The 22,740-nt window shown below is 59.3% G+C and carries 23 protein-coding genes and 2 pseudogenes; 21 read left to right on the top strand and 4 right to left on the bottom strand.

The features are described from left to right. Positions 1-60 precede the first annotated feature (60 nt). The 8 genes from AC4ANK_RS26020 to AC4ANK_RS25985 all read left to right on the top strand — a co-directional run bounded on the left by AC4ANK_RS26020 (position 61) and on the right by AC4ANK_RS25985 (position 9,231). Positions 61-1,185: an ABC transporter ATP-binding protein gene (locus AC4ANK_RS26020; RefSeq protein WP_002551899.1), complete on the top strand. Its 1,125-nt coding sequence runs from the start codon at positions 61-63 to the stop codon at positions 1,183-1,185. An 82-nt stretch (positions 1,186-1,267) separates the two neighbouring features. Continuing rightward, positions 1,268-2,302, top strand: coding sequence for a polyamine ABC transporter substrate-binding protein (locus tag AC4ANK_RS26015; protein ID WP_002551900.1), 1,035 nt, complete (start codon positions 1,268-1,270; stop codon positions 2,300-2,302). A gap of 77 nt (positions 2,303-2,379) precedes the next feature. Then, positions 2,380-3,627 carry an ABC transporter permease gene (locus AC4ANK_RS26010; RefSeq protein ID WP_002551901.1) on the top strand — a complete coding sequence of 416 codons (1,248 nt, stop codon included), beginning with the start codon at positions 2,380-2,382 and terminating at the stop codon, positions 3,625-3,627. An 11-nt stretch (positions 3,628-3,638) separates the two neighbouring features. Then, a complete protein-coding gene (locus AC4ANK_RS26005) occupies positions 3,639-4,460 on the top strand; it encodes an ABC transporter permease (RefSeq protein ID WP_002551902.1) in 822 nt (273 codons plus the stop codon). Between the two features lie 126 nt (positions 4,461-4,586). Next, a complete protein-coding gene (gene rpe / locus AC4ANK_RS26000) occupies positions 4,587-5,261 on the top strand; it encodes a ribulose-phosphate 3-epimerase (protein ID WP_002551903.1) in 675 nt (224 codons plus the stop codon). Beyond that, positions 5,258-6,076: a phosphoglycolate phosphatase gene (locus AC4ANK_RS25995; protein ID WP_002551904.1), complete on the top strand. Its 819-nt coding sequence runs from the start codon at positions 5,258-5,260 to the stop codon at positions 6,074-6,076. Before rpe ends, AC4ANK_RS25995 begins: the two co-directional genes overlap by 4 nt. 69 nt (positions 6,077-6,145) lie before the next feature. Then, on the top strand, positions 6,146-7,627 hold the full coding sequence (trpE, locus tag AC4ANK_RS25990) for an anthranilate synthase component I (RefSeq protein WP_002551905.1): 1,482 nt from the start codon (positions 6,146-6,148) through the stop codon (positions 7,625-7,627). A gap of 252 nt (positions 7,628-7,879) precedes the next feature. Continuing rightward, positions 7,880-9,231, top strand: a protein-coding gene (locus AC4ANK_RS25985) for an IS3 family transposase (protein ID WP_095077641.1) whose coding sequence is annotated in 2 segments (ribosomal slippage) — positions 7,880-8,339 and positions 8,339-9,231 — 1,353 coding nt in all. Because the reading frame shifts where the segments join, the coding sequence is not laid out codon by codon here. A gap of 348 nt (positions 9,232-9,579) precedes the next feature. Here the strand turns inward: AC4ANK_RS25985 and estP are convergent. The 4 genes from estP to AC4ANK_RS25965 all read right to left on the bottom strand — a co-directional run bounded on the left by estP (position 9,580) and on the right by AC4ANK_RS25965 (position 12,983). Continuing rightward, positions 9,580-11,502: an esterase EstP gene (estP, locus tag AC4ANK_RS25980; RefSeq protein ID WP_460383673.1), complete on the bottom strand. Its 1,923-nt coding sequence runs from the start codon at positions 11,500-11,502 to the stop codon at positions 9,580-9,582. Positions 11,503-11,607: 105 nt separating this feature from the next. After that, the gene (locus AC4ANK_RS25975; protein ID WP_031597872.1) at positions 11,608-11,850 is read right to left on the bottom strand and encodes a pyocin activator PrtN family protein; all 243 of its coding nucleotides are present in this window, start codon (positions 11,848-11,850) and stop codon (positions 11,608-11,610) included. Between the two features lie 121 nt (positions 11,851-11,971). After that, a complete protein-coding gene (locus AC4ANK_RS25970) occupies positions 11,972-12,220 on the bottom strand; it encodes a DUF1654 domain-containing protein (RefSeq protein ID WP_002551908.1) in 249 nt (82 codons plus the stop codon). A gap of 151 nt (positions 12,221-12,371) precedes the next feature. After that, on the bottom strand, positions 12,372-12,983 hold the full coding sequence (locus tag AC4ANK_RS25965) for a LexA family protein (protein WP_031597869.1): 612 nt from the start codon (positions 12,981-12,983) through the stop codon (positions 12,372-12,374). Between the two features lie 189 nt (positions 12,984-13,172). Between AC4ANK_RS25965 and AC4ANK_RS25960 the strand changes: the two genes are divergently transcribed. From AC4ANK_RS25960 to AC4ANK_RS25900, 13 genes and pseudogenes are all read left to right on the top strand, one after another. After that, entirely contained in the window at positions 13,173-13,616 is a 444-nt protein-coding gene (locus tag AC4ANK_RS25960; protein ID WP_002551910.1) for a hypothetical protein, read from the top strand. A 272-nt stretch (positions 13,617-13,888) separates the two neighbouring features. Then, complete coding sequence (locus AC4ANK_RS25955) at positions 13,889-14,083, top strand: Com family DNA-binding transcriptional regulator (protein WP_031597867.1); 195 nt, start codon at positions 13,889-13,891, stop codon at positions 14,081-14,083. Between the two features lie 2 nt (positions 14,084-14,085). Next, positions 14,086-15,258, top strand: coding sequence for a cellulase family glycosylhydrolase (locus tag AC4ANK_RS25950; protein ID WP_002551911.1), 1,173 nt, complete (start codon positions 14,086-14,088; stop codon positions 15,256-15,258). A gap of 122 nt (positions 15,259-15,380) precedes the next feature. Then, positions 15,381-15,770, top strand: a pseudogene (locus tag AC4ANK_RS25945) (chemotaxis protein). After that, entirely contained in the window at positions 15,751-16,089 is a 339-nt protein-coding gene (locus tag AC4ANK_RS25940; RefSeq protein ID WP_002551912.1) for a hypothetical protein, read from the top strand. The pseudogene AC4ANK_RS25945 and the gene AC4ANK_RS25940 overlap by 20 nt, the downstream one beginning before the upstream one ends. A gap of 46 nt (positions 16,090-16,135) precedes the next feature. Then, positions 16,136-16,726, top strand: coding sequence for a phage tail terminator protein (locus AC4ANK_RS25935; RefSeq protein WP_002551913.1), 591 nt, complete (start codon positions 16,136-16,138; stop codon positions 16,724-16,726). After that, positions 16,723-16,911: a DUF2635 domain-containing protein gene (locus tag AC4ANK_RS25930; RefSeq protein ID WP_002551914.1), complete on the top strand. Its 189-nt coding sequence runs from the start codon at positions 16,723-16,725 to the stop codon at positions 16,909-16,911. Before AC4ANK_RS25935 ends, AC4ANK_RS25930 begins: the two co-directional genes overlap by 4 nt. Before the next feature lie 18 nt (positions 16,912-16,929). Beyond that, positions 16,930-18,425: pseudogene (locus AC4ANK_RS25925) on the top strand (phage tail sheath subtilisin-like domain-containing protein). 60 nt (positions 18,426-18,485) lie between these two features. Next, entirely contained in the window at positions 18,486-18,833 is a 348-nt protein-coding gene (locus AC4ANK_RS25920) for a phage tail tube protein (protein WP_002551917.1), read from the top strand. After that, positions 18,830-19,126, top strand: a complete 297-nt coding sequence (locus AC4ANK_RS25915) for a phage tail assembly protein (RefSeq protein ID WP_002551918.1) — start codon at positions 18,830-18,832, stop codon at positions 19,124-19,126. Before AC4ANK_RS25920 ends, AC4ANK_RS25915 begins: the two co-directional genes overlap by 4 nt. Next, positions 19,072-19,257, top strand: coding sequence for a hypothetical protein (locus tag AC4ANK_RS25910; protein ID WP_103356788.1), 186 nt, complete (start codon positions 19,072-19,074; stop codon positions 19,255-19,257). Before AC4ANK_RS25915 ends, AC4ANK_RS25910 begins: the two co-directional genes overlap by 55 nt. Next, on the top strand, positions 19,257-21,401 hold the full coding sequence (locus AC4ANK_RS25905) for a phage tail tape measure protein (RefSeq protein WP_460383668.1): 2,145 nt from the start codon (positions 19,257-19,259) through the stop codon (positions 21,399-21,401). Before AC4ANK_RS25910 ends, AC4ANK_RS25905 begins: the two co-directional genes overlap by 1 nt. Continuing rightward, positions 21,398-22,738: a DNA circularization protein gene (locus AC4ANK_RS25900; RefSeq protein WP_002551921.1), complete on the top strand. Its 1,341-nt coding sequence runs from the start codon at positions 21,398-21,400 to the stop codon at positions 22,736-22,738. Before AC4ANK_RS25905 ends, AC4ANK_RS25900 begins: the two co-directional genes overlap by 4 nt. Positions 22,739-22,740: the final 2 nt, after the last annotated feature.

The raw sequence follows: 22,740 nt of genomic DNA, 5'->3' as shown, positions 1-22,740 counted from the left end.
TGCGGGGCATTCAGGCTGCTCTAGGCTTGAGCCCACGCAGACAAAACAAAGGTGTGGGTAATGAGCGACGTCGATACAAGCGCTGGAGCAAATGATGTTCTGGTCAGCTTTCGTGGTGTGCAGAAGAGCTACGACGGCGAAGCACTGATCGTCAAAGACCTTAACCTGGATATTCGCAAGGGTGAGTTCCTGACGCTGCTCGGTCCGTCCGGCTCGGGCAAGACCACCAGCCTGATGATGCTGGCCGGTTTCGAAACCCCGACTGCCGGCGAAATTCTTCTCGGCGGGCGCGCTATCAACAATGTGCCGCCGCACAAGCGCGATATCGGCATGGTGTTCCAGAACTACGCATTGTTTCCACACATGACGGTGGCCGAGAACCTGGCGTTCCCGTTGTCGGTGCGTGGCATGAGCAAGACCGATGTTGGCGAGAAAGTGAAAAAGGCGCTGGGCATGGTCCAGCTGGACACCTTTGCACATCGTTACCCGGCGCAGTTGTCCGGTGGCCAGCAGCAGCGTGTGGCGCTGGCGCGTGCGCTGGTGTTCGAACCGCAACTGGTGCTGATGGACGAACCGCTCGGCGCGCTCGACAAACAGCTGCGCGAGCACATGCAGATGGAGATCAAGCACCTGCATCAGCGTCTGGGTGTGACCGTGGTCTACGTGACCCACGACCAGGGCGAAGCCCTGACCATGTCCGACCGGGTAGCCGTCTTCCATCAGGGCGAGATCCAGCAGATCGCACCGCCCCGCAGCCTGTACGAAGAGCCGAAGAACACCTTCGTGGCCAACTTCATCGGTGAGAACAACCGCCTCAATGGACGTCTGGTCAGTCAGGATGGCGACCGCTGTGTCGTCGAGCTTGAGCGCGGCGAAAAAGTGCATGCGCTGGCGATCAACGTCGGCCAGCCTGGCGGCCCGGTGACCCTGTCTATCCGCCCTGAGCGCATCAACCTCAATGGTCGCAGCGAGAATTGTGCAAACCGTTTTTCCGGCCGCGTGGCCGAGTTCATCTACCTGGGCGACCACGTTCGCGTGCGTCTGGAGGTAGCCGGCAAGAACGACTTCTTCGTCAAACAGCCGATTGCCGAACTGGACCCCGGCCTGAGTGTGGGCGACGTGGTGCCCATCGGCTGGCAAGTCGAGCACGTTCGCGCGCTCGACCCCTTGAAGCAAGTGCATTGATCTACCGATAAAAGCAATAACAGAGGCGACCTGATCGCCCATCCCAATCGCTTACCAACACTGCTCGTGGAGAAAAGAACCTATGTTGAAGTCTTTGAAGTTCACCGCCATCACGTTGGGCCTGATGTGCGCCGCGCAGGCCATGGCTGCCACCGACCTGACCGTCATCTCCTTTGGCGGTGCCAACAAGGCCGCTCAGGAAAAGGCGTTCTACGCGCCGTGGGAAAAGGCCGGTAACGGCAAGATCATCGCCGGTGAATACAACGGTGAAATGGCCAAGGTCAAAACCATGGTCGACACCAAGAGCGTTTCCTGGGACCTGGTAGAAGTCGAATCGCCGGAACTGGCCCGTGGTTGCGATGAGGACATGTTTGAGGAGCTGGACCCGAAACAACTGGGCAATGCCGCTGATTTCGTGCCTGGCGCCATCACCACCTGCGGTGCCGGTTTCTTCGTCTGGTCCACCGTGCTGGCCTACAACGCCGACAAGGTCGCCACAGCTCCAAACGGCTGGGCCGATTTCTGGGACACCAAGAAATTCCCAGGCAAGCGCGGTCTGCGTAAAGGCGCCAAGTACACCCTGGAATTCGCCCTGATGGCTGACGGCGTTGCGCCGAAAGACGTTTATAAAGTGCTGGCCAGCAAAGACGGCCAGGACCGCGCGTTCAAGAAGCTCGATGAACTCAAGCCAAACATTCAGTGGTGGGAAGCAGGCGCACAGCCGCCGCAGTACCTCGCTTCCGGCGACGTGGTGATGAGCTCGGCCTACAACGGCCGGATCGCTGCTGTGCAGAAGGAAAGCAACCTCAAGGTCGTGTGGACCGGTGGCGTATATGACTTCGATGCCTGGGCCATCCCGAAGGGCTCGAAAAACGCCGATGCCGCGAAGAAGTTCATCGCCTACATGCTGAGCCCCGAGCAGCAGAAGACCTATTCGCAGAATATCGCCTACGGCCCGGCCAATACCCAGGCGGTCAAGCTGCTGGACAAGGAAACCCTGCAGAACATGCCGACCACGCCTGAGAACATCAAGGATCAGGTGCAGATGGACGTAGCGTTCTGGACCGACAACGGCGAATCCCTTGAGCAGCGTTTCACTGCCTGGGCTGCCAAGTAAACAGGCTGCATCACGTCAGATCCGGGCGCTCTCTGCTGTAGGGAGCGCCCTCTCGTTGAAAGATTCCGGAGTTCGCTATGGCCATCGCCGTGCCCCTGACTGAAGGCGCCAGCCCTAACTTGAAGCAACGTCTCGCTCGCGCGGAGCGGGTCAACCGCTGGAAGGCTCAGGCATTGATCGCTCCGCTGGTGATTTTCCTGTTGTTGGTGTTTCTGGTGCCCATCGCCGCGCTGCTCTACAAGAGTGTTGGCAACCCGGAAGTTGTGACTGCACTGCCGACCACTGTGGTCGACGTGCAAAAGTGGGATGGAAAAGGGCTGCCGCCCGAGTCGGTCTACAAGGCAATGAGCCTGGACCTGGCCGAAACACGCAAGAATTCCACGCTGGGCGATCTGTCCAAGCGTTTGAACATGGAACTGGCCGGTTATCGCAGCCTGCTGAGCAAGACCGCCCGCGCGCTGCCGTTCAAGACTGAGCCGGCCTCTTATAAAGAAGCGCTTGAAGGGCTGGACGAGCGCTGGGGTGACCCGGCCTATTGGCAGGCGGTACGCCGCAATACCAGCAGCATTACCCCGTATTACCTGCTGGCGGCGGTAGACCATCGTATCGACGATCTCGGCGAAGTCGCCCCGGCGACCCCGGACCAGGCGATCTATCTGGATATCTTCGCCCGTACCTTCTGGATGGGCCTGGTGATTACCGCGATCTGTCTGGTGCTGGCTTATCCGCTGGCTTACCTGCTGGCCAGCCTGCCTGCGCGGCAGAGCAACCTGCTGATGATTCTGGTGCTATTGCCGTTCTGGACCTCGATTCTGGTACGTGTGGCTGCCTGGATCGTGTTGTTGCAGTCGAGCGGTCTGATCAACAGCGCGTTGCTGGCGATGGGCATTATCGACAAGCCGCTGGAACTGGTCTTCAACCGCGTCGGCGTGTACATCTCGATGGTGCACATCATGCTGCCGTTCATGATCCTGCCGATCTACAGCGTGATGAAGAACATCTCCCCGACCTACATGCGCGCTGCGATTTCGCTGGGCTGCCACCCGTTTGCGAGCTTCTGGCGCGTGTACTTCCCGCAGACTTACGCCGGGATCGGCGCCGGCTGCCTGCTGGTGTTCATTCTGTCGATCGGCTACTACATCACCCCGGCCTTGCTGGGCAGTCCGAACGACCAGATGGTCAGTTACTTCGTCGCCTTCTATACCAACACCAGCATCAACTGGGGCATGGCCACCGCGCTCGGCGGGTTACTGCTGTTGGCGACCATCGTGCTGTACCTGATTTATAGCTGGCTGGTCGGCGCCAGCCGCCTGCGTCTGAGCTGAGGAGTGTCACCATGTTGAACCCCTACACATCGCCGATCGAACGCATCTGGTATTACGCCCTGCGCATCATCTGTGCGCTGGTGCTGCTCTTTCTCGTGTTACCGGTGCTGGTCATCGTGCCGTTGTCGTTCAATTCAGGCAGCTTTCTGGTCTATCCGCTGCAAGGGTTCTCGTTGCAGTGGTATCAGGACTTCTTCAACTCCGCCGAGTGGATGCGCGCACTGAAGAACAGCATGATCGTTGCCCCGGCCGCTACGTTGTTGGCGATGGGCTTCGGCACGCTGGCGGCGATCGGCCTGACCCGTGGCAACTTTCCCGGCAAGGCGCTGGTCATGGCGCTGGTGATTTCGCCGATGGTGGTGCCAGTGGTTATCGTCGGTGTCGCCAGTTACCTGTTTTTCGCGCCACTGGGCCTGGGCAATAGCTACACTTCGCTGATTCTGGTCCACGCGGTACTGGGCGTGCCGTTCGTGATCATTACCGTGTCGGCCACTTTGCAGGGTTTCAACCACAATCTGGTACGCGCTGCCGCCAGCCTCGGCGCATCGCCGCTGACTGCATTCCGTCGTGTGACCCTGCCGTTGATTGCGCCAGGGGTGATTTCCGGTGCGCTGTTCGCCTTCGCGACCTCGTTCGACGAAGTGGTGGTGACGCTGTTCCTCGCCGGGCCGGAGCAGGCGACCTTGCCTCGGCAGATGTTCAGCGGCATTCGCGAAAACCTCAGCCCGACCATCGCTGCCGCCGCGACCTTGCTGATCGGCTTCTCCGTGCTGTTGCTGCTGGTACTGGAGTGGTTACGCGGGCGCAGTGAAAAACTCCGAACGGCTCAATAACCGGGCGCCGCAAGTTTCAAGCTGCCAGCCAAGGCGAATCCATTGGCGTGCAGCTTGAGGCTTACCGCTCCAGGCGAAGCTTGGCGTACAATCCGCGCACCGTGATTCTGCTCAAACAGGTGCGTCATGCAGCCCTTCGTTATTGCCCCATCGATTCTTTCCGCTGACTTCGCCCGTCTGGGTGAGGAAGTCGACAATGTGCTGTCCAGCGGCGCCGACTTCGTTCACTTCGACGTGATGGACAATCATTACGTCCCGAACCTGACCATTGGTCCGATGGTGTGCAGCGCGTTGCGCAAATATGGCGTTACTGCACCGATCGATGTGCATTTGATGGTCAGCCCGGTGGATCGCATCATCGGTGATTTCATCGAGGCCGGTGCCACCTACATTACCTTTCACCCGGAAGCGACCCAGCACATTGATCGTTCGTTGCAACTGATCCGTGAAGGCGGCTGCAAGGCGGGGCTGGTGTTCAACCCGGCAACTCCGCTGAACCTGCTGGAGTACGTGATGGATAAGGTCGACATGATCCTGCTCATGAGCGTCAATCCGGGTTTCGGCGGGCAGAAGTTCATTCCCGGTACGCTCAACAAGCTGCGCGAAGCGCGGGCGTTGATCGATGAGTCGGGCCGTGACATCCGTCTGGAAATCGACGGTGGCGTAAACGTCAACAACATCCGTGAGATCGCAGCGGCAGGTGCTGATACCTTCGTTGCCGGTTCGGCCATTTTCAACGCACCGGACTACCGGGAAGTGATCGAGAAAATGCGTGCAGAACTGGCAGCATCCCGCGCATGAGCGGCTTTGAGCAGCTATTTGCAGGCAAGTTGCCCAAGCTGATCATGTTCGACCTGGACGGGACCCTGGTGGACTCGGTCCCTGATCTGGCAGTAGCGGTGGATACCATGCTGGCTGAACTTGGCCGGCCAATAGCCGGGCTTGAGTCGGTCCGCGCCTGGGTCGGCAATGGCGCACCGGTGCTGGTACGCCGCGCGCTGGCCAACCACCTCGACCACAGTGGCGTCGATGATGAACTGGCTGAGCAGGGTCTGGAGATCTTCATGCGTGCCTACGCTCAGAAGCACGAGTTCACCGTGGTCTACCCCGGCGTGCGTGAAACCCTGAAATGGCTGCAGAAGATGGGCGTCGAAATGGCCCTCATCACCAACAAACCGGAGCGCTTTGTCGCGCCGCTGCTGGATGAGATGAAACTGGGGCGTTTCTTTCGCTGGATCATCGGTGGCGACACCATGCCGCAGAAAAAACCTGACCCTGCCGCGCTGTTTTTTGTAATGAAAATGGCGGGTGTGCCTGCCTCGCAAGCGCTGTTCGTTGGCGATTCGCGCAGTGATGTACAGGCTGCCAAGGCGGCCGGTGTGGCCTGCGTCGCGCTGAGCTATGGCTACAACCATGGGCGGCCGATTGCCGAGGAAAACCCGGCGATGGTCATCGATGATCTGCGCAAACTGATTCCCGGTTGCCTGGACATGGACGCTGAGATACTGTTGCCCGACATCAAACGTCCCTCCCCAAGAGAATCCATCGTGGTGGTCACTCGCAAGCTCTGGATGAAAGTCATCAAGGCCCTGGCCCGCTGGCGTTGGCGCGCCTGACTTGATCCTGGCCGGCCTGCCGGCACGTTTGCCTGACTGACCGTTTTTCCTCAAACCACGAGGTTGCTCATGAACCGTGAAGAATTCCTGCGTTTGGCCGCCGAAGGCTACAACCGCATCCCGCTTGCCCGCGAAACCCTGGCCGACTTCGATACGCCGCTGTCGATCTACCTCAAGCTTGCCGATCAGCCCAACTCCTACTTGCTGGAGTCGGTTCAGGGCGGCGAGAAGTGGGGGCGCTATTCGATCATCGGCCTGCCATGCCGCACCGTGATGCGCGTTCATGGCCATCACGTCAGCGTGACCCACGATGGCGTCGAGATCGAAAGCCTGGATGTCGAAGACCCGCTGGACTTCGTAGAGACCTTCAAGGCGCGCTACAACGTACCGACGATTGCCGGGCTGCCACGCTTCAACGGCGGGCTGGTGGGCTACTTTGGCTACGACTGTGTGCGTTATGTCGAGAAGCGTCTGGCCAACTGCCCGAACCCTGACCCGCTGGGCGTGCCGGATATCCTGTTGATGGTTTCTGACGCGGTCGTGGTGTTCGACAACCTGGCGGGCAAGATGCACGCCATCGTGCTGGTCGATCCGGCGCAGCAGGATGCCTACGCACGTGGCGTCGCGCAGCTTGATGAACTGATGCACAAGCTGCGTCAGCCGATCACTCCGCGTCGCGGTCTGGACCTGGACCGGCCTCCGGCTGCCGACCCGGTGTTTCGCTCCAGCTTTACTCAGGGCGATTACGAGGCTGCGGTCGACACGATCAAGCAGTACATCCTCGCGGGTGACGTCATGCAGGTTGTGCCGTCGCAACGCATGTCCATCGATTTCAAGGCCGCGCCCATCGATCTGTATCGGGCGCTGCGCTGCTTCAACCCGACGCCTTACATGTACTTCTTCAACTTCGGCGACTTCCATGTCGTCGGCAGTTCGCCGGAAGTGCTGGTAAGGGTCGAGGACAACCTGATTACGGTGCGTCCAATCGCCGGTACTCGCCCTCGCGGTGCCACCGAAGAGGCCGATCTTGCGCTGGAAGAAGACCTGCTGTCCGATCACAAGGAAATCGCCGAGCACCTGATGCTCATCGATCTGGGCCGTAATGACGTTGGGCGGGTGTCCGAGATCGGTACGGTCAAACTGACCGAGAAGATGGTTATCGAGCGTTATTCCAACGTGATGCACATTGTTTCCAACGTCACCGGTCAATTGAAAAACGGGCTGACGGCAATGGACGCACTGCGGGCGATTCTGCCGGCTGGCACGTTGTCCGGTGCGCCGAAAATTCGCGCCATGGAAATCATCGATGAGCTGGAGCCGGTCAAGCGCGGTGTCTATGGCGGCGCCGTGGGGTATATGGCCTGGAATGGCAACATGGACACGGCTATCGCGATTCGTACTGCGGTTATCAAGAACGGCGAACTGCATGTACAGGCCGGTGGCGGCATTGTTGCCGACTCCGTGCCAGTGCTGGAATGGGAAGAAACCCTGAACAAACGCCGCGCCATGTTCCGCGCCGTGGCCCTGGCCTCGCAGACTGCCGAGGGTTGAGCAGGCTTGCTGCTCTGGTAATGAACGGTAATTAGAGAGCTATCGTTCCTCACGCTCCAGCGTGGGAATGCCTTGGGTGACGCTCCGCGTCACAGATTTGCACCGCGCCGCAGTTCTCAGGAGAGGACGCGGAGCGTCCAGAACGGCATGCGACGCGGAGCGTCGCACGATAGCCGAGATCATCGTTCCTCACGCTCCAGTGAACTGCCCCCAAGAAGTTGGACACCAATCCGACCTCACGGGGGTGTTCAAATGGGTAAGTATTCAGAGCAGTTCAAGCTCACTGTCGTCAAAGCGTATCTTGAAGACAACATGGGCTTTCGTATGGTAGCCCGCCAGTTCTCGATCGATTTCAGCCTGCTTCGACGCTGGGTCGCTAACTACAAGAGTCATGGTCACACCGGCCATCGCAAGCCTGGTCTTCGATACAGCGAAGCTTTCAAGCGCTCAGTGCTTGAGCACAGGCGTGAACACAAGCTATCGCTCCGTCAGGCCGCTGCGCATTTTGGTATCGGGGATCCCGGCCAAATAGTCATTTGGGAAAAGCGGCATTACAGTAGCGGTACAGCCCCGTATGTTCCTGCCAGAAGAAAGCCTGTCGCCATGCCAAAGAAGCCTTATCCCGCCAAACCAGTAACCGCCGACGATACGCAGAAGACGCGCGACCAGTTGATGAGCGAGCTTGAATATCTGCGCATGGAGAACGCTTACCTAAAAAAGTTGGAAGAGCTGAAGGAGCAGAAACGACGGCAACCGAAAAAGCCCTGAGCATCAAGCAACTGAGGGGCCGGTTCCCGCTTTGCGCTCTGCTGAGGCTGGCGGGCTTGGCACGCAGCACGTTTTACTATCAGGTTCAGGTGCAATCCAGACCCGATCCCTATGCTGCTTTGAAACAGTTAGTCGAAAGCATTTACCACGAGGAGAAAGGCCTTTATGGCGCTCGGCGTATCACGGCGGTCATTCGCACTGCAGGTATTTTGGTCAACAAGAAGGTTGTAGAACGACTGATGGCAGAACTGGGCCTGCGATCAGTGGTGCGCCCCAAAAAATACCGCTCCTATAAGGGCGTAATCGGAACCATTGCGCCGAATTTGCTGGAGCGCAATTTCAGCGCGCAACGCCCGAACCAGAAGTGGGTGACCGATGTGACTGAGTTCAAGGTAGGCAATCGAAAGCTGTATCTCTCACCCGTGATGGACTTGTACAACGGTGAAATCGTGGCGTATGAAGTGTCGACAAGGCCGAGCTTTGAGCTGGTCACCAGCATGCTGGACAAGGCGCTTCAGCAGTTGCAGGACGAGCCGAAGCTTGTGATGCACTCGGACCAGGGCTGGCAGTATCAACACGCGCAGTATCGCCATAAGCTATCGGTACGAGGCGTCAAACAAAGCATGTCCCGTAAGGGCAACTGCCTGGACAATGCGGCAATGGAAAGCTTTTTCGGTACACTGAAATCCGAGTTTTTCTACCTGAAACAGTTTGAAAGCATCGATGAGTTGAAAGCAGGTCTGGATGAGTACATCCACTACTACAACCATGACCGCATCAAGCTGAAGCTCAACGGCCAAAGCCCCGTAAAATACAGGGCTCAGGCGGCAAGCTAAAACCGTCCAACTTTTGGGGGGCAGTTCACCAGCGTGGGAATGCCTTGGGTGACGCTCCGCGTCACAGATTTGTACAGCGCCGCAGTTCTCAGGAGAGGACGCGGAGCGTCCAGAACGGCATGCGACGCGGAGCGTCGCACGATGGCCGAGATTATCGTTGGATCATCGTTCCTCAAGCTCCAGCGTGGGAATGCCTTGGGTGACGCTCCGCGTCACAGATTTGCGCCGCGCCGCAGTTCTCAGGATAGGACGCAGAGCGTCCAGAAAGGCATGCGACGCGGAGCGTCGCACGATAGTGAAACCCTGAAAAAGCGCCACGCACGATAGTGAGGCTGCCCGGCGGACTCTCTAGAAACTCATACTCAACGCAACATTCACGCCTTGCTGGGTCACGTCGTCGTTCTTGCGCCAGTTGTAGTTGCCGCGCAGTGTCAGGTCTTGGGTCAGCTTCTGGCTGACGCCCAGCGTTGCCCGATTCAGGTCGCGTTGCGGTGTGTAACCTTCCAGCGTGAAACCCACTGACTGGACGCTGTTGAGCGCCATGGTCACGTTCTGCTGATCGGTCTCGAACTCCCGTTCATGGGCAACTTCTCCCCATACCTGTGTGCTCGGTGTCACCTGGAACTTGCCCTGCACACCCACGCCTGCACGCCGCGACTTGCGGGTCTGGTCGCTGAAGGTCAGTGCCGTCGAGCGATCACCTTTTTCCGAGTAGCCATCGACATCGATGTGCGCGTAGTCGGCGCTGACAAAAGGCGACAGATGCCAGCGGCTGGAAGCCCCCGCGATGTCGAAGCCGACTCGACCGCTGGCCGCCCACATCTCACCGTCGGTATCGCCTTTTTCCTGACCCTCGCTGACCCCCAGTGCGAACTTGCGCTCGGCATTTTCGTAGTCCAGCTTGCCGCCTGAAACCGCCAGATCACCCCACCAATGGTTGGCCTGATACTGCAGAAACGCGGTGGCGATGTAGCTGTTGAGTTTGTAGTCCGAGTCCCTGGGGCCTACCTCAAGATTCTGCCGATACGCTCCGGCAACAACGCCAGTGCGCCAGTTTTCGGCAAATCGGTAGCTGCCGCCTATGGTCAGGTTGTAGCCTCTTCCATCAGCATCGGCCGAGCTGTCCTGCGCGTCGAAGTCCATTTTCTGACCACCCGCCGCAAGCACGCTCTGCCACTGGCCGACACCTTGCCAGTTGCCCCAGTCGCTCAGCCACTGCGCGCGAATCTCGTCCTGATGCATCCGCAGCGTGCCATTGGCCATTTCCGGCAGCAGGGAGACTTCCCAAGGGGCCGAAAGCAGCGAGTAGGCGTAGTCGGCCAGCAACCTCTGTCCGGCCTCGGTCGGGTGCACGCGATCGTTGAAGAACAGCCGGTTCGGATTCGGCGTCGCACTGGACCTGCCGTTGGTGGTGCTTTCCCGGCAGCTATTGCCGCTGAAGCAGGTACTGACCAGGTTCTCGTTGGGATCGAACCCGAAGCGTGCCGGTTCAGCGAGGACTTCATTGATCAGCAATGGAACATTCAGTGGAATGATCTGGGCATTGATCTGCGCCAGTCGGCTGACCAGCTGCTGATTGAAGCCCGTGCTGAGTGCGGAAGTTGCCGAAGCCAGTGGCGAACCGCTCAAGGCTGGCGTTTTACCGATATCCGGCAGCAACCAGACCATGATGTAGCGCGCACCGGCCTGTTGCAGGGCTTGCGCGCTGTCAGCCAGCTGATTGGCGGCTTGCGCTGCGCTGCTGGCACTCACCACGCGACCCTGCAGGAAGTCGTTGCCGCCTCCGGTCAGGTAATAAAGCGCATTGGGGTCGGCGCGAAAACCGTTTGCGGGCAGGTAGCCGGTCCGGCTGCGCAGCAGTGTGCCGGTGTTCGGGTCGACAACGGTGGATTGCGAGTTGATCGACTCAAGAATCTGGTCGGTCCGATAGCCGCCGACTGCCCAGTTATTGCCATCCGGGGCACCCAGCGCAGCATTGACTGGCGACGTGGAGGCCGCCAGATCTCCTGCCGGAACACCGAGCATTCTGCCAATCAGCGTCGATGAGTTCAGATTGAACACTTCACCGCTGCCGTCCTGATACGTGGGGCCGACACGATTGGTGAACCTTAGCGTAGAGCCCCTGGGCCCTGCGGTATCCGGAAACTGCCCGGCATCGGCCAGACTGTCACCGAACACCACCATGGTCGAATAGGGCGCGGCAGCAGCGGTGCCGCAGGCAACCGATAACAGGCAGGCCGCGAAGGGCCAGCGCCTCGATGTCTTGGTCATGAACGGATCCCGATTGTTTTTGTTTTGTACCGGAAACGTAGCAAGATTTTTCATGGCTGCAAAGTTTGATGAACATTATCGCGCTGCGGCGGTGCTTTTTTGACCTCAGGCAGCCCTGTTGGTCACGATGGCGCTCAGATAGTTGGCCAGGTCATGCAGGTACACGAAGGGGTGACCCTGACGACTGCCGCCTGTGCGGCTGACCTTCAAGTCGATGCGTCCTGCGTTGATCTTGCGCAGCAGATTTCTGTCGCTCGACAGGTGCGAAAAATAACGCTCTCTGACGGCGCTCAGCGAAGGGCACGGCGTGGCGAATTCTTTGCGAAGTTGATCCAGTATTTCGTTCATTCCATGACTCCCTGTGGTTTGCATGTGAGGACTCCCGAGATGGGGTGCAGACAAACAATACGATATGTAGCGCGTCGTGACAATACAGTTTGTATTTTAAATACGATTTGTATTGTTCGTCTCACAGGGAATCAATGTACCAGGACACGCGAGCAGTGCCGTTTTCAGGGTTGCGGGTGACGCTGATACCTTCGGCCTCGCTGATCTGATCCATGATGCGCTCCCAGTGAGCCACCGATTCGCCAGGCTCCCTGATCAGCAGGACCTGATGCTCGATCTGCGCCTTGTCACTGGTGATAGCGTCCTGAATGCGCTGTGCCAAGGCCAGGTAAGCGTCATGTTGCGAGGTGTCGGGGAACTGCTTGAGCATGAGTGAACTCCTTTTACTGTATGTGCATACAGTAATTGAGGGGTGTTTCTCACGCAAGCTACAAATGTTTCCTACACGGACACCTGCCCGGGACGAAACAGTGGCGCATGAAAAAGCCCCGGTTCTCGGGGCTTGGACGTGGCATGCCGGGTCAGAGACGCATCGTCATCTGCCTGATGACACCGATCAGTTTGCACTCCTCGGTCACCGCAAGGGTCGGGTAGGCGGGGTTCAGCGGCTTGAGAAAGTAGCGTCCGGCGTCTTCGACCAGTTTTTTGAACGTGGCCTCGTTACTTTCCGGCAGTTTGGCGATCACCAGCTTGCCGGCAGTGGGCTCGACTCCGGTGTCGACCAGAATCAACATGCCTTCAGGAATGCTCTGGCCTGCGGGTGCGGTCATCGAATCGCCACGGACCACCAGCCAGAAGGCTCTGCCCTTGGCTTTATAGTCGCTGATCTCGAAGGTGTCCGAATAGCCGGCAGGGTAGGGCTCGACGGCTTCACTCCAGCCACCGGCCTCTACCCAGCTGATGACCGGATAGCGATAGAAACGCGAGGGCTGCACCGTGGGCTCCACGTTGTGCATGCCGGGCTCGCTGGCCGGAATGGAGGTGGTGAGAATCGGCAGGCCGAGCTCGGTCAGGAACCGATTGATGACCTCGATCTTCGGCTCACGCTTGCCATTCAGCCAATGCCCTACCGCGCCGGGCGTCACGCCCATCCGCTCAGCCATCTCTTCCTGGCTGATCTGCTGGGTTTCCATGACCTGTCTTGCGACTTCATACCATTTTCTGTTCATGCGTCGAATCATACAGGCTGTAGGGTGTTGAGCAATATACATAATGTAATGCTTCGTTGTGTCATAAAAATACAGAATGTATTTTAAGGCCTTGGTTCTGCGCAGCGAAAGACGCTGCGCAGCGTTTCAGAAAGGTCCTACAGGAGAGACACGATGATCGAGAAAATAGAAGCCGTAATGCAGCATTGGGGGGAACAGCGCATGCGCATTGGCCTGGGCGGCGGACTGAGCAGCCCGATGGCCGGGATCATGGAATGGGGCGCGTACATTCCGCGTCGCACACCCGGCTCGCGCGCACTGGTGGGTAATGGCAGCGGCCTGGACTATATAAGCAGCGAAGTCGAGGCGGCTGTGGCGCAGCTTTCGCGCAGCCCTGCAAAGAGCCGCGGGCCTGAACTGGCCCAACTGGCGACATTGCGTTATGTCGAGTCGTTGCCGGTGCGCGAGCAGATGCGTCTGGTGGGCATCAATGAAGGCGCAGACCGCACCTATCGCAACTGGATCAACAAGCTTCACCAGCAAGTGCTGGCAATTCTCGCTGAGCGCAGCGCTTCCAGAAGCAACAACGCCGTCGCCGACAAGGCTGCGCAAGGGTAAATGAAGACACGGTTTCACGCCGTTTATCCGGGTCGATTGCACAGCTGTGGCCGAACTCGTGTTGAACTCCGGTCAAACTCGACCCACCCCGAAACTGCCCCTTCCCAGCCTTTCCGGAGGGGGGTAAAAAGGTCCCACGATATGCGATTTGCGCCTCAGGGCAGCAGCCGGAAACAGGCTGAACAACAGCCACAACCGGTCACTCGCGACCCATCTCAAACCCCGCCTCGGCGGGGTTTTTCATTGGGTCAGGCACACGGAGGCCAGTGCAAATGTTGAAGGACTTTCGATGCGGGCAGTGCAAGAAGCTGCTGGCCCGCATGGGTGAGTACACAGAGCTCCAGATCAAATGTTCCCGCTGCGGAACGTTGAATCATGTGAAGGCCGCGAGCCTCGAGTTATCGTCGTTGAGCGACAGAGGTACAGCAGCGTCGTTGCTGCCTCGCGGTGCTAACCAGAGGTATTAATCATGTCCAATAGCAGTTCTGCTGTCAGCCAGCTCAAGAATATTCCGCTGGTAGGTATCAACCTGGGTTCAGTGGCTAACGCCGGGCAGATCGTGCCTGGCGAGGCAGGGACTCATTATCAGTGGCCCAATCGTGGAACCATCACTACCTGGGTCAAGAACCGGGGCGTGCGTCTGATCCGTTTCCCGTTCGAACTTCAGCGCGCTATTCAGCTGTCGACTCTGGACGGCCTGCCAGGTCAAGGGGCGAACCTGAATACCGACTTCGTGAAGCGCTGGAAAGAAATGCTTGGCTGGATTCGTGAAGACTCTAATGGCGAGGCCAGAATCATTCCTGATCCGCACCACTACATGCGTTTGAATCGCTACGAAACCGATGCAAACGGGAACCTGACCGGGCGCATTCTTCCTGCCGCGGAGGCCGGTAATCAGAACGGCTGGAAGGCAACCGAGTCGGTATTGATCAAGGATGGGAACGGTGTCAACGGCACTTTCTGGAGCGCCGTTCACCTGGCCAACTTTCACCAGAAGCTGGTCACCGAATGCGACGATCCAATGGTGCTGGGCTGGGGGTTGGGTAACGAGCCGTATTCGAATACTACGGTGGGTGCCAAGGACTACATTACGTTCCCTGCTCTTGAGGCACTGTACATCAGCACGATGAATACCGTGCTGCAGGCGTTGCGCAACAGCTCGAAAAAGCCGGTGTTCATTTGTGGGCTTGAGTTTGCAAGCGCCAGAAACTGGGCCACCGTCTCTGCCAACCTTCAGTCGAAGATCGTCGACCCGGCCAATGCAATTGTCTGGGAAGCCCATGCTTACGGCGATTACGATAAAAGCTCCAGCGGTGCCTACGCCAATAACAACGACCTGATCTCGCCGACCGTTCTGCGCGATGAAATCGTGGGTCCGTTTCTGACCTATGCCAAGACCAACAAAATGGCCGCATTTATCGGCGAAACAGGGATTCCGCCAACGGCTGCCGGTCGCACCGCGCTGAAAAACCTGCTCGATAAAGCGAAGGCGGAAAAAGTGCCAGTGACACTGTGGGTCACAGGGCCAGGCACCGATGGCGAAAAGATGAGCCTGGAGGCCAGCAATCAGGCGGAGACCGTCGCACTGGTCACACCATACTTTGCCGAGCGCATTGCCCTGTGGGGTTATGCACAGGCATGACGGTGCAAGTCATTCCGTTCTGACCCAACAACGGAGCCCCGCATCAAGGGGCTCTTTCCAGTTTATTCAGGCTTTCGATTTTCGAGGGCCTTGAGAGTCCACCACCCTATTACGGAGCACCAATGGACCCAACCGACCTAGGCCCAGGCACAGCTACCTGGCTGGGCGGCACGGGCACAATTCTGCTTGGCGGCTTTCTTTGGCTGCGCAAGTTTCTTTCCAGAGATGCAACAGACCGGGCGATGGACAACGCGGACATCGGTACGGTGCGCCGCCTCAATGAGCTGCTCGACTCCGAGCGCCAGGCGCGCAAGGAAGCCGAAGCGCGGGCTGATTAGTTCGCCAAGGAGCGCAACGAGCTCGCCGCAGCGGTTGGGCGGATGGAGGGCAAGATCGAAGCCCTGACCAGCCACATCGTTCAACTCACCGACAAGGTCACCACGCAAAGCGCCGAAATAGCCCGGCTGCGATCCCAACTCGGAGGTGCAAACGATGCACAGATGCGCAATTGATTTCATCGCTCGCCATTGGTGGCGGCGTCTGGAGGTCTGGCTGATTTCCGTGCTGCTGATCGCTGGCTGCCTGATGCTCGGTTTTCAGGCCGGGCAGTGGTCGGCGAATGCCGAGCATACGCAGCAGCTGGCCGAGGTTCGCAATGCCTACGACGCAGCGCTGGGCAAGCGCGACCGGTGCCTGGACAGGCTGGCCGAAACCACCACCCAGGCGGCAGACAAGGTCGAAAGTGCTGCATCAATTGCCAATCAGACCGCTCACACGGCCAGCCGTGCTGCAGACAAGGCTGATGAGGCGTTGGGCAAGGCGAACCAGTAGGCGTTTCCCACGCCGCAATCAACCTTCAACACACGCGGAACCCCTCATGAAGATAACCCCGATAGTTGCCCACTTGCAGGCGACCTGCCCGAGCTTTGCCGGGCGAATCAGTGCCGGTATCGACTGGGCGGCGGTCGCCCTCGGTGATCAGCTCGCCCACCCGTCGGCGTACGTGATTGCCACTGGCGATCAGTCCACCGCCAACGATTTGCAGAACGTCATTCGCCAGAACATCACCGACACGATCGATGTCGTGGTGGTGCTCGATGGCGGTGATAAGCGCGGGCAGGAAGCCAGTGAGCAACTGCACACCCTGCGCGCTGAGTTGTGGCGAGCGCTGGTGGGCTGGAACCCGGATCAAGATTACGACGCGATGCAGTACACCGGTGGCGCGCTGGTGCAGATCAGCGGCGACCGGGTGACGTATCGCTTCGGGTTTGCAGCGCAGTTTCAACTGGGCCGCAACACCTCCGATCAGCCTGCCGAGACCTGGCATGAAGCGTATCTGGACGGTTTGCCCGGATTTACCGGCGCCACCCTCGAGATGGACTGCGTTGACCCCGCAGATCCGAACCTGAAATCCCCCGGCCCTGATGGCCGTATCGAAGCGAAATTCACAATAGAGGTAACCCCATGACTCAACGCATCACTGTAGTACCGGCCGAGGGCCGCACTGTGCCGGATCCGGAGGCGGGCGATTTGCTGCCCGTCGAAGGTCGGCAGGTGACCTTCAACGCCTGGTGGCAGCGTCGTCAGAACGACGGCGATATCACCCTTCAAACCGAGCAATCCACCACCACCCATCAAGCCTTCACGGCTTAACCAAGAGGAAGCCAAACAATGGCTATCAGCTTTAACAACATTCCATCCGATGTTCGCGTGCCGCTGTTTTATGCGGAGATGGACAATTCGGCCGCCAACAGCGCGTCGGCCAGCATGCGTCGACTGATCGTTGCGCAGGTCAACGACGATGTGTCCGGCCCCGAACTGGGTTCTCTGGTGCTGGTGCCAAGCGTGGCGCTGGCGAAAAACATCGGCGGTCAGGGCTCCATGCTGGCCTCGATGTATGAAACCTGGCGCAAGGCGGACCCACCGGCGAAGTCTGGTGCCTGCCGCTGCTCAATACCGAAGGCGCCAAGGCCGGCGCGAAAGTCACCCTCAGCGGGGCGGCGACCGAAGCCGGTTTGCTGAATCTGTATGTCGGCGGCATGCGAGTGCAGGCCACTGTCGTTAACGGCGCAACCGCTGCCCAGGCGGCCACGGCACTGTCGGTGAAAATCAACGCCACACCTGATCTGCCGATCACCGCGGCTGTCGAAGCGGGTGTGCTGACCCTTTCCTGCAAATGGAGCGGGGCAAGCGGCAATGACATCCAGCTGGAATTCAATCGCCAGGGCAAGACCAATGGCGAAGTCATTCCTGCCGGCCTGACGGCGGCAGTCACCGCCATGACTGGTGGCGTAGGTACGCCTGATCAGCTCAAGGCACTGGCTGCGCTGGGCGATGAACCGTTCGAGTTCATCTGCATGCCCTGGACCGACACCGCCACGCTGGATGCCTGGAAAGCGGCAATGGATGATAGCACCGGTCGCTGGAGCTGGGCGCGTCAGTTGTACGGCCACGTTTACAGCGCCAAGCGCGGCACGGTCGGTACGCTGGTGGCCGCAGGTCAACTGCGCAACGATCAGCACATCACCCTGCAGGGTGTCGAAAACGGTGTGCCGCAACCGGTCTGGCTGCAGGCCGCTGCCCTGGCTGCGCGCACGGCGGTGTTCATTTCTGCCGACGCCAGCCGTCCGACCCAGAGCGGCACCATGCCTGGTATCGATCCGGCTCCGGCCAGTCAGCGTTTCACCCTGACCGAGCGTGAGTCGCTGCTGCGTTACGGCATCGCCACGGCGTACTACGAAGGCGGTTACGTACGCATTCAGCGTTCGATCACCACCTACCAGAAGAACGCTTACGGCCAGGCTGACAACTCGTACCTGGACAGTGAAACCATGCACCAGTCGGCGTTCATCATCCGTCGTCTGCAAGGCATCATCACCAGCAAGTACGGTCGCCATAAGCTGGCCAACGATGGCACGCGCTTCGGTGCCGGCCAGCCGATCATCACGCCGAGCACCATCCGTGGCGAGTTGATTGCGCAATACGCACGTCTTGAAGAAGAGGGTCATGTGGAGAACGCCGAAACGTTCGCCCAGCACCTGATTGTCGAGCGTGATAGCAATGACCCAAGCCGCGTGAACGTGATGTTCCCGCCTGACTACATCAACGGCCTGCGCGTGTTCGCGCTGCTCAACCAGTTCCGCTTGCAGTACGACGAAGCGGCATAAGCCTAACCAACCCTTTCAAGCCCGCCTCGTGCGGGTTTTTTCATTCTGGAGATAAACAACATGGGTCAGAAAGTTGCGGGTACCTGCTACATCAAAGTGGATGGCACCCAATTGACTATCAGCGGCGGCGGCGAAGCGCCTCTGATGAACATCAAGCGCGAGACCGTCGTGCCTGGTTACTACAAGGAAACCGAAAAGGCCGCCTGGTTGAAACTCACCGCCGTGCATACCGCGGATCTGCCGCTCAAGCTGCTCACTACCGGTGTGGACATGACCATCACCTGTGAATTCAAGAACGGCAAGACCTACGTCCTGTCCGGCGCCTACCTGGTCGATGAGCCGAGCAGCAAGGCTGACGACGGCACCATCGAACTGCAATTCGACGGCAATCAGGGGAGCTGGCAATGAGTGAAGTCATCGACCTGGCGAGCCCGATCGAAGCGCACGGCGAAACCCTTTCGCAACTGACCTTCCGGCGCCCTACGGCGCAGGAAGCGCGGGCCATCAAGGCTCTGCCGTACAGGATCGACAAGAACGAGGAAGTTTCCCTGGATCTGGACGTGGCGGCGAAATACATCGCCGTCTGCGCCGGCATCCCGCCCTCGTCGGTCAATCAGATGGATCTGTGCGACATCAACACGTTGAGTTGGAAGGTCGCGAGTTTTTTCATGGCAGCGGCATCAGCAACCTTGAAGGACTGATCGCCGTCGTTTACGACCTCGCGTACTTCTGGAAGACCGATCCCGAACTGATGATGTCCAGGGAGCTGGACGTCATCACCGAATCGATCTTGCAGGCGCAACGCATCAACCAGATCCTGCAGGGGGAGTGATGGCAGACACTATCAGAACGCTGATTACCGGCGTCGACCAGCTGTCTCCAACGCTGGCAACTATCCGCAACAATGTCAAAGGCCTCGAGACCAGTCTGGGGGCCATAGACCTTGGCAAGGCAGTCACGGACAACGCTTTGGCGGGGCCTTTGATTGCCGGGGTGAAGGCAGCGATCGGTTTCGAGACCAGCATGGCCGGCGTGAAACGCTCGGTAAGCTTTGAAACACCGCAGCAGTTCCAGCAGATGGGGTCCGATATTCTGGACCTCAGTGAACGGCTGCCGGAAAGCGCCAATGGCATCGCGGCGATTGTTGCTGCCGGTGCCAAGGCCAATGTACCGCGTGAAGAACTGACCGGGTTTGCCAGCGATGCCGTGAAAATGGGTGTCGCATTCGATCAGACGGCGGCCGAGTCGGGCGACATGATGGCTTCGTGGCGGTCATCGTTTCAGATGACTCAGCCGCAGGTCGCGGCGTTGTCCGAGAAGATCAACGTGCTCGGCGGCAACAACCTGGAAAAGAAAATCGCCACCATGGTCACTGCAATGGGCCCGCTCGGGCCGGTTGCGGGGATGGCCTCCGGGCAACTGGCGGCCATGGGCGCAACCCTGGCCAGCGTCGATGTGCCGGCCGATGTGGCCGCCAGCGGCATGAAGCGTTTCATGCAGTCGTTGACCGAAGGGGGCGCGGCGAAAGCCGGGGCGTTCGAGGCGTTGCAGCTCGACGTCAACCAGCTGACCCAAGGCATGCAGAGTGACCCGTCCGGGACCATTGAAAAGGTTCTGACGGCGGTTTCCAGTGTTGACCCTGGCAAGCAGTCGGATGTCATCACGCAATTGTTCGGCGCGGAATCGCTGGGTGCTATCACGCCACTGCTGGCCAATCTGGATGTGCTCAGGTCCAACCTGGCCAAGGTCGGCGAGGGCGTGCAGAACAGCGGAACTATCGAGAAGGAATTCGCCGACAACTCGCAGACCACGGCCACTGCCATCAAAGAGATGACCAACCGTGTCGATCGTCTGGGCATCAACATCGGCAGTATGTTTCTGTCGGCGATGAACGAAGCAATGGCCGTGATCGGGCCGATGATTTCTCAGGTCGCCGCGCTGGCGGCCGAACACCCTGGCGTGATCAAGGGTGTGGTGGCCGCTGCGATTGCGTTCGGTGTATTGCAAGTTGCGGTCATGACCGCGACGACCGCCATGAGCGTACTTAGCGCAGTGATGGGCCTGTCACCGCTGGCCCTGATCGTGCGTGGCCTGGCGCTGGCGGCAGGTCTTCTGATTGCCAACTGGTCGACCGTCGCGCCTTATTTTCAAGCTGTCTGGGAAGCGATTCGTGGGCCGGCCATGGCGCTTTGGGACGTACTAAAGGCGGTATTCGCCTGGACGCCGCTCGGTATGATCGTCGCCAACTGGCAACCGCTGTCCGAGTTCTTTGCTGCGCTTTGGGACGTTATCAAGGCGCTGGCAACCCCGTTTTTCGACTTCCTGCAGACGCTGTTCGCCTGGACGCCGTTGGGCATGGTCGTGGCCAACTGGCAGCCAATCTCCGAGTACTTCGCCGGGCTATGGGAAACCATCAAGGCCGAGGCGCAGCCGTTTACCGATGTGCTGGCAACGCTGTTCAGTTTTTCGCCGCTGGGCATGGTCATCGAGAATTGGCAGCCGATCAAAACCTGGTTCGCAGGTCTGTGGGCGGACATCAAGCCATTCATCGAACCGATCATGAGCTGGTTTGGTGGCGACACTGATAAGACCGTCCTGCAGCGGGCAACCGAGAAGGCCAATCAGTTCGCGGAAGAACAGCGGATACGCAACGCAGGGCCGGGCGGCGGGACCGGTGCATTTCTGGCGGCCGGTGCCGTCGACAACGTTCGCATGAGTCAGCAGTTGCTCAATCAGGCCACTGGCGTGCCGTCGACCAGCCAATTGCTCGGCGTACCCACCCCGCTGGCGCCCGGCAGCCTGTTGTTGCAGCAGGGCGCAGGCGGGGCCGGTCCGCGACTTGAAGGCGAGCTCAACATTCGCTTTGAAAACGCGCCGCCGGGCATGCGTGCCGGGCAAGTGCAAACCAACCAGCCGGGTTTGACGATATCGCCAAACGTCGGTTATCGAACCCTCGGCGCAGGAGCCGGATCATGAGTACATGGCGTGACAGCCTGCTGCCAGCGTCTTTTCGGGGCGTCGGTTTTTTCATTGAAAAAGCCGTCGTCCCGGCAGGCCGCAAGGGGCAGTTGCATGAGTTTCCACAGCGCGACGAGCCTTATTTCGAGTCGCTGGGCAAACAGTCGAAAGTTCATACGCTGACGGGGTTCATTGTCGGTCCCGACTGTTTCGAACAGCGAGACAGACTGCTGCAGGCACTGGAGCAGGAAGGTGCCGGCGAGCTGGTACATCCCTGGCTGGGTCGCGTGCAGGTTCAGGTTGGCGAGTGCGGCGTCACACACAACCTGAACGAAGGCGGACTCGTCCGACTGGACCTGAAATTCTATCCGGCCAACCCGCTCAAGTTTCCCGTGTCGACGCTCAATACGCGACGGCAGTTGCTGGGCGCGTCCGAGAGCCTGCTGGATTCGGCGCTCAGGCGCTATCGCTCGGTGATGGCCACAGTGGACGCGGTACGTATCAACATTCAGGCGCTGCGCAGCGCCCTGTCGGGTGTGTTCGCGACCATTCAGCGGCAGTTCGTACCGTTTATGGCGATCTATTCGGATGTCACCGCGCTGGTGCATTCGCTGGTCAATGCGCCGTTGACGGTCAGCACGCTGTTTACCACGTTCTTTGCCAGTTTCGACGGGGACAGCCAACGAGCCAGAAGAGCGAGCGGCACCAGCAGCTCCGGCAGCTCGGTCACCGGCAGTTCAGCAAGCGATTCCGCGAGCGGCAACGGTGGGGCGTCTTCTGTTGAAACGGTCGATTACCGGTCTGTGATTTCCGAGGCCACACAACAGGCAGAGGCGGTGTCCGGTATCAATCTGGTCAGCCAGGGCAGCGGTCGTGATACCAGTGTGACGGCTCAGGCCACTGCCAACCTGGTTCAGGATGCGCTGTTGGTCAAGGTGGCGAGAATCGTCGCGAGCATGCCGATTGCGACGACGGTCACGCCGCTCAACGTGGTGCCCTCGCTTGATCAGCAGGTGACGCAAGCGCTGCAACGCGTGGATGTGCCGGTTGCCGATGACGTCATCGAACTGCGCGACACGCTGAGTTCGGCCATCTGGGAAGCGTCGTTGAAAGCCGATCCCGAACATTACCTGGCGCTCAACACGTTGCGTCAGGCGTTGATCAGGCACCTCAACGCGGTGGCGGCCTCCGGTGTACGTCTGGTGGACATGAAGGTCTCTGAGCCTTTGCCCGCGCTGGTGCTGGCCTATCGCCGATTCGGTGACGCCAGCCGGGCGCAGGAAATGGTGCAGCGCAATCGGCTGGCCCACCCGGGTTTCGTACCGCCAGGCACGCTGAAGATCGCACAGGAGTGACC

The organism is Pseudomonas sp. Pmew2 (assembly GCF_058129885.1).
Note: the sequence above shows the minus strand (reverse complement) of the source record. Positions and strands in the feature narration are given on the sequence as shown.

Coding starts and splice junctions, on each gene's coding strand:
- AC4ANK_RS26020 (WP_002551899.1), top strand. CDS start 61: ATGAGCGACGTCGATACAAGCGCTGGAGCAAATGATGTTCTGGTCAGC.
- AC4ANK_RS26015 (WP_002551900.1), top strand. CDS start 1,268: ATGTTGAAGTCTTTGAAGTTCACCGCCATCACGTTGGGCCTGATGTGC.
- AC4ANK_RS26010 (WP_002551901.1), top strand. CDS start 2,380: ATGGCCATCGCCGTGCCCCTGACTGAAGGCGCCAGCCCTAACTTGAAG.
- AC4ANK_RS26005 (WP_002551902.1), top strand. CDS start 3,639: ATGTTGAACCCCTACACATCGCCGATCGAACGCATCTGGTATTACGCC.
- rpe (WP_002551903.1), top strand. CDS start 4,587: ATGCAGCCCTTCGTTATTGCCCCATCGATTCTTTCCGCTGACTTCGCC.
- AC4ANK_RS25995 (WP_002551904.1), top strand. CDS start 5,258: ATGAGCGGCTTTGAGCAGCTATTTGCAGGCAAGTTGCCCAAGCTGATC.
- trpE (WP_002551905.1), top strand. CDS start 6,146: ATGAACCGTGAAGAATTCCTGCGTTTGGCCGCCGAAGGCTACAACCGC.
- estP (WP_460383673.1), bottom strand. CDS start 11,502: ATGACCAAGACATCGAGGCGCTGGCCCTTCGCGGCCTGCCTGTTATCG.
- AC4ANK_RS25975 (WP_031597872.1), bottom strand. CDS start 11,850: ATGAACGAAATACTGGATCAACTTCGCAAAGAATTCGCCACGCCGTGC.
- AC4ANK_RS25970 (WP_002551908.1), bottom strand. CDS start 12,220: ATGCTCAAGCAGTTCCCCGACACCTCGCAACATGACGCTTACCTGGCC.
- AC4ANK_RS25965 (WP_031597869.1), bottom strand. CDS start 12,983: ATGGAAACCCAGCAGATCAGCCAGGAAGAGATGGCTGAGCGGATGGGC.
- AC4ANK_RS25960 (WP_002551910.1), top strand. CDS start 13,173: ATGATCGAGAAAATAGAAGCCGTAATGCAGCATTGGGGGGAACAGCGC.
- AC4ANK_RS25955 (WP_031597867.1), top strand. CDS start 13,889: ATGTTGAAGGACTTTCGATGCGGGCAGTGCAAGAAGCTGCTGGCCCGC.
- AC4ANK_RS25950 (WP_002551911.1), top strand. CDS start 14,086: ATGTCCAATAGCAGTTCTGCTGTCAGCCAGCTCAAGAATATTCCGCTG.
- AC4ANK_RS25940 (WP_002551912.1), top strand. CDS start 15,751: ATGCACAGATGCGCAATTGATTTCATCGCTCGCCATTGGTGGCGGCGT.
- AC4ANK_RS25935 (WP_002551913.1), top strand. CDS start 16,136: ATGAAGATAACCCCGATAGTTGCCCACTTGCAGGCGACCTGCCCGAGC.
- AC4ANK_RS25930 (WP_002551914.1), top strand. CDS start 16,723: ATGACTCAACGCATCACTGTAGTACCGGCCGAGGGCCGCACTGTGCCG.
- AC4ANK_RS25920 (WP_002551917.1), top strand. CDS start 18,486: ATGGGTCAGAAAGTTGCGGGTACCTGCTACATCAAAGTGGATGGCACC.
- AC4ANK_RS25915 (WP_002551918.1), top strand. CDS start 18,830: ATGAGTGAAGTCATCGACCTGGCGAGCCCGATCGAAGCGCACGGCGAA.
- AC4ANK_RS25905 (WP_460383668.1), top strand. CDS start 19,257: ATGGCAGACACTATCAGAACGCTGATTACCGGCGTCGACCAGCTGTCT.
- AC4ANK_RS25900 (WP_002551921.1), top strand. CDS start 21,398: ATGAGTACATGGCGTGACAGCCTGCTGCCAGCGTCTTTTCGGGGCGTC.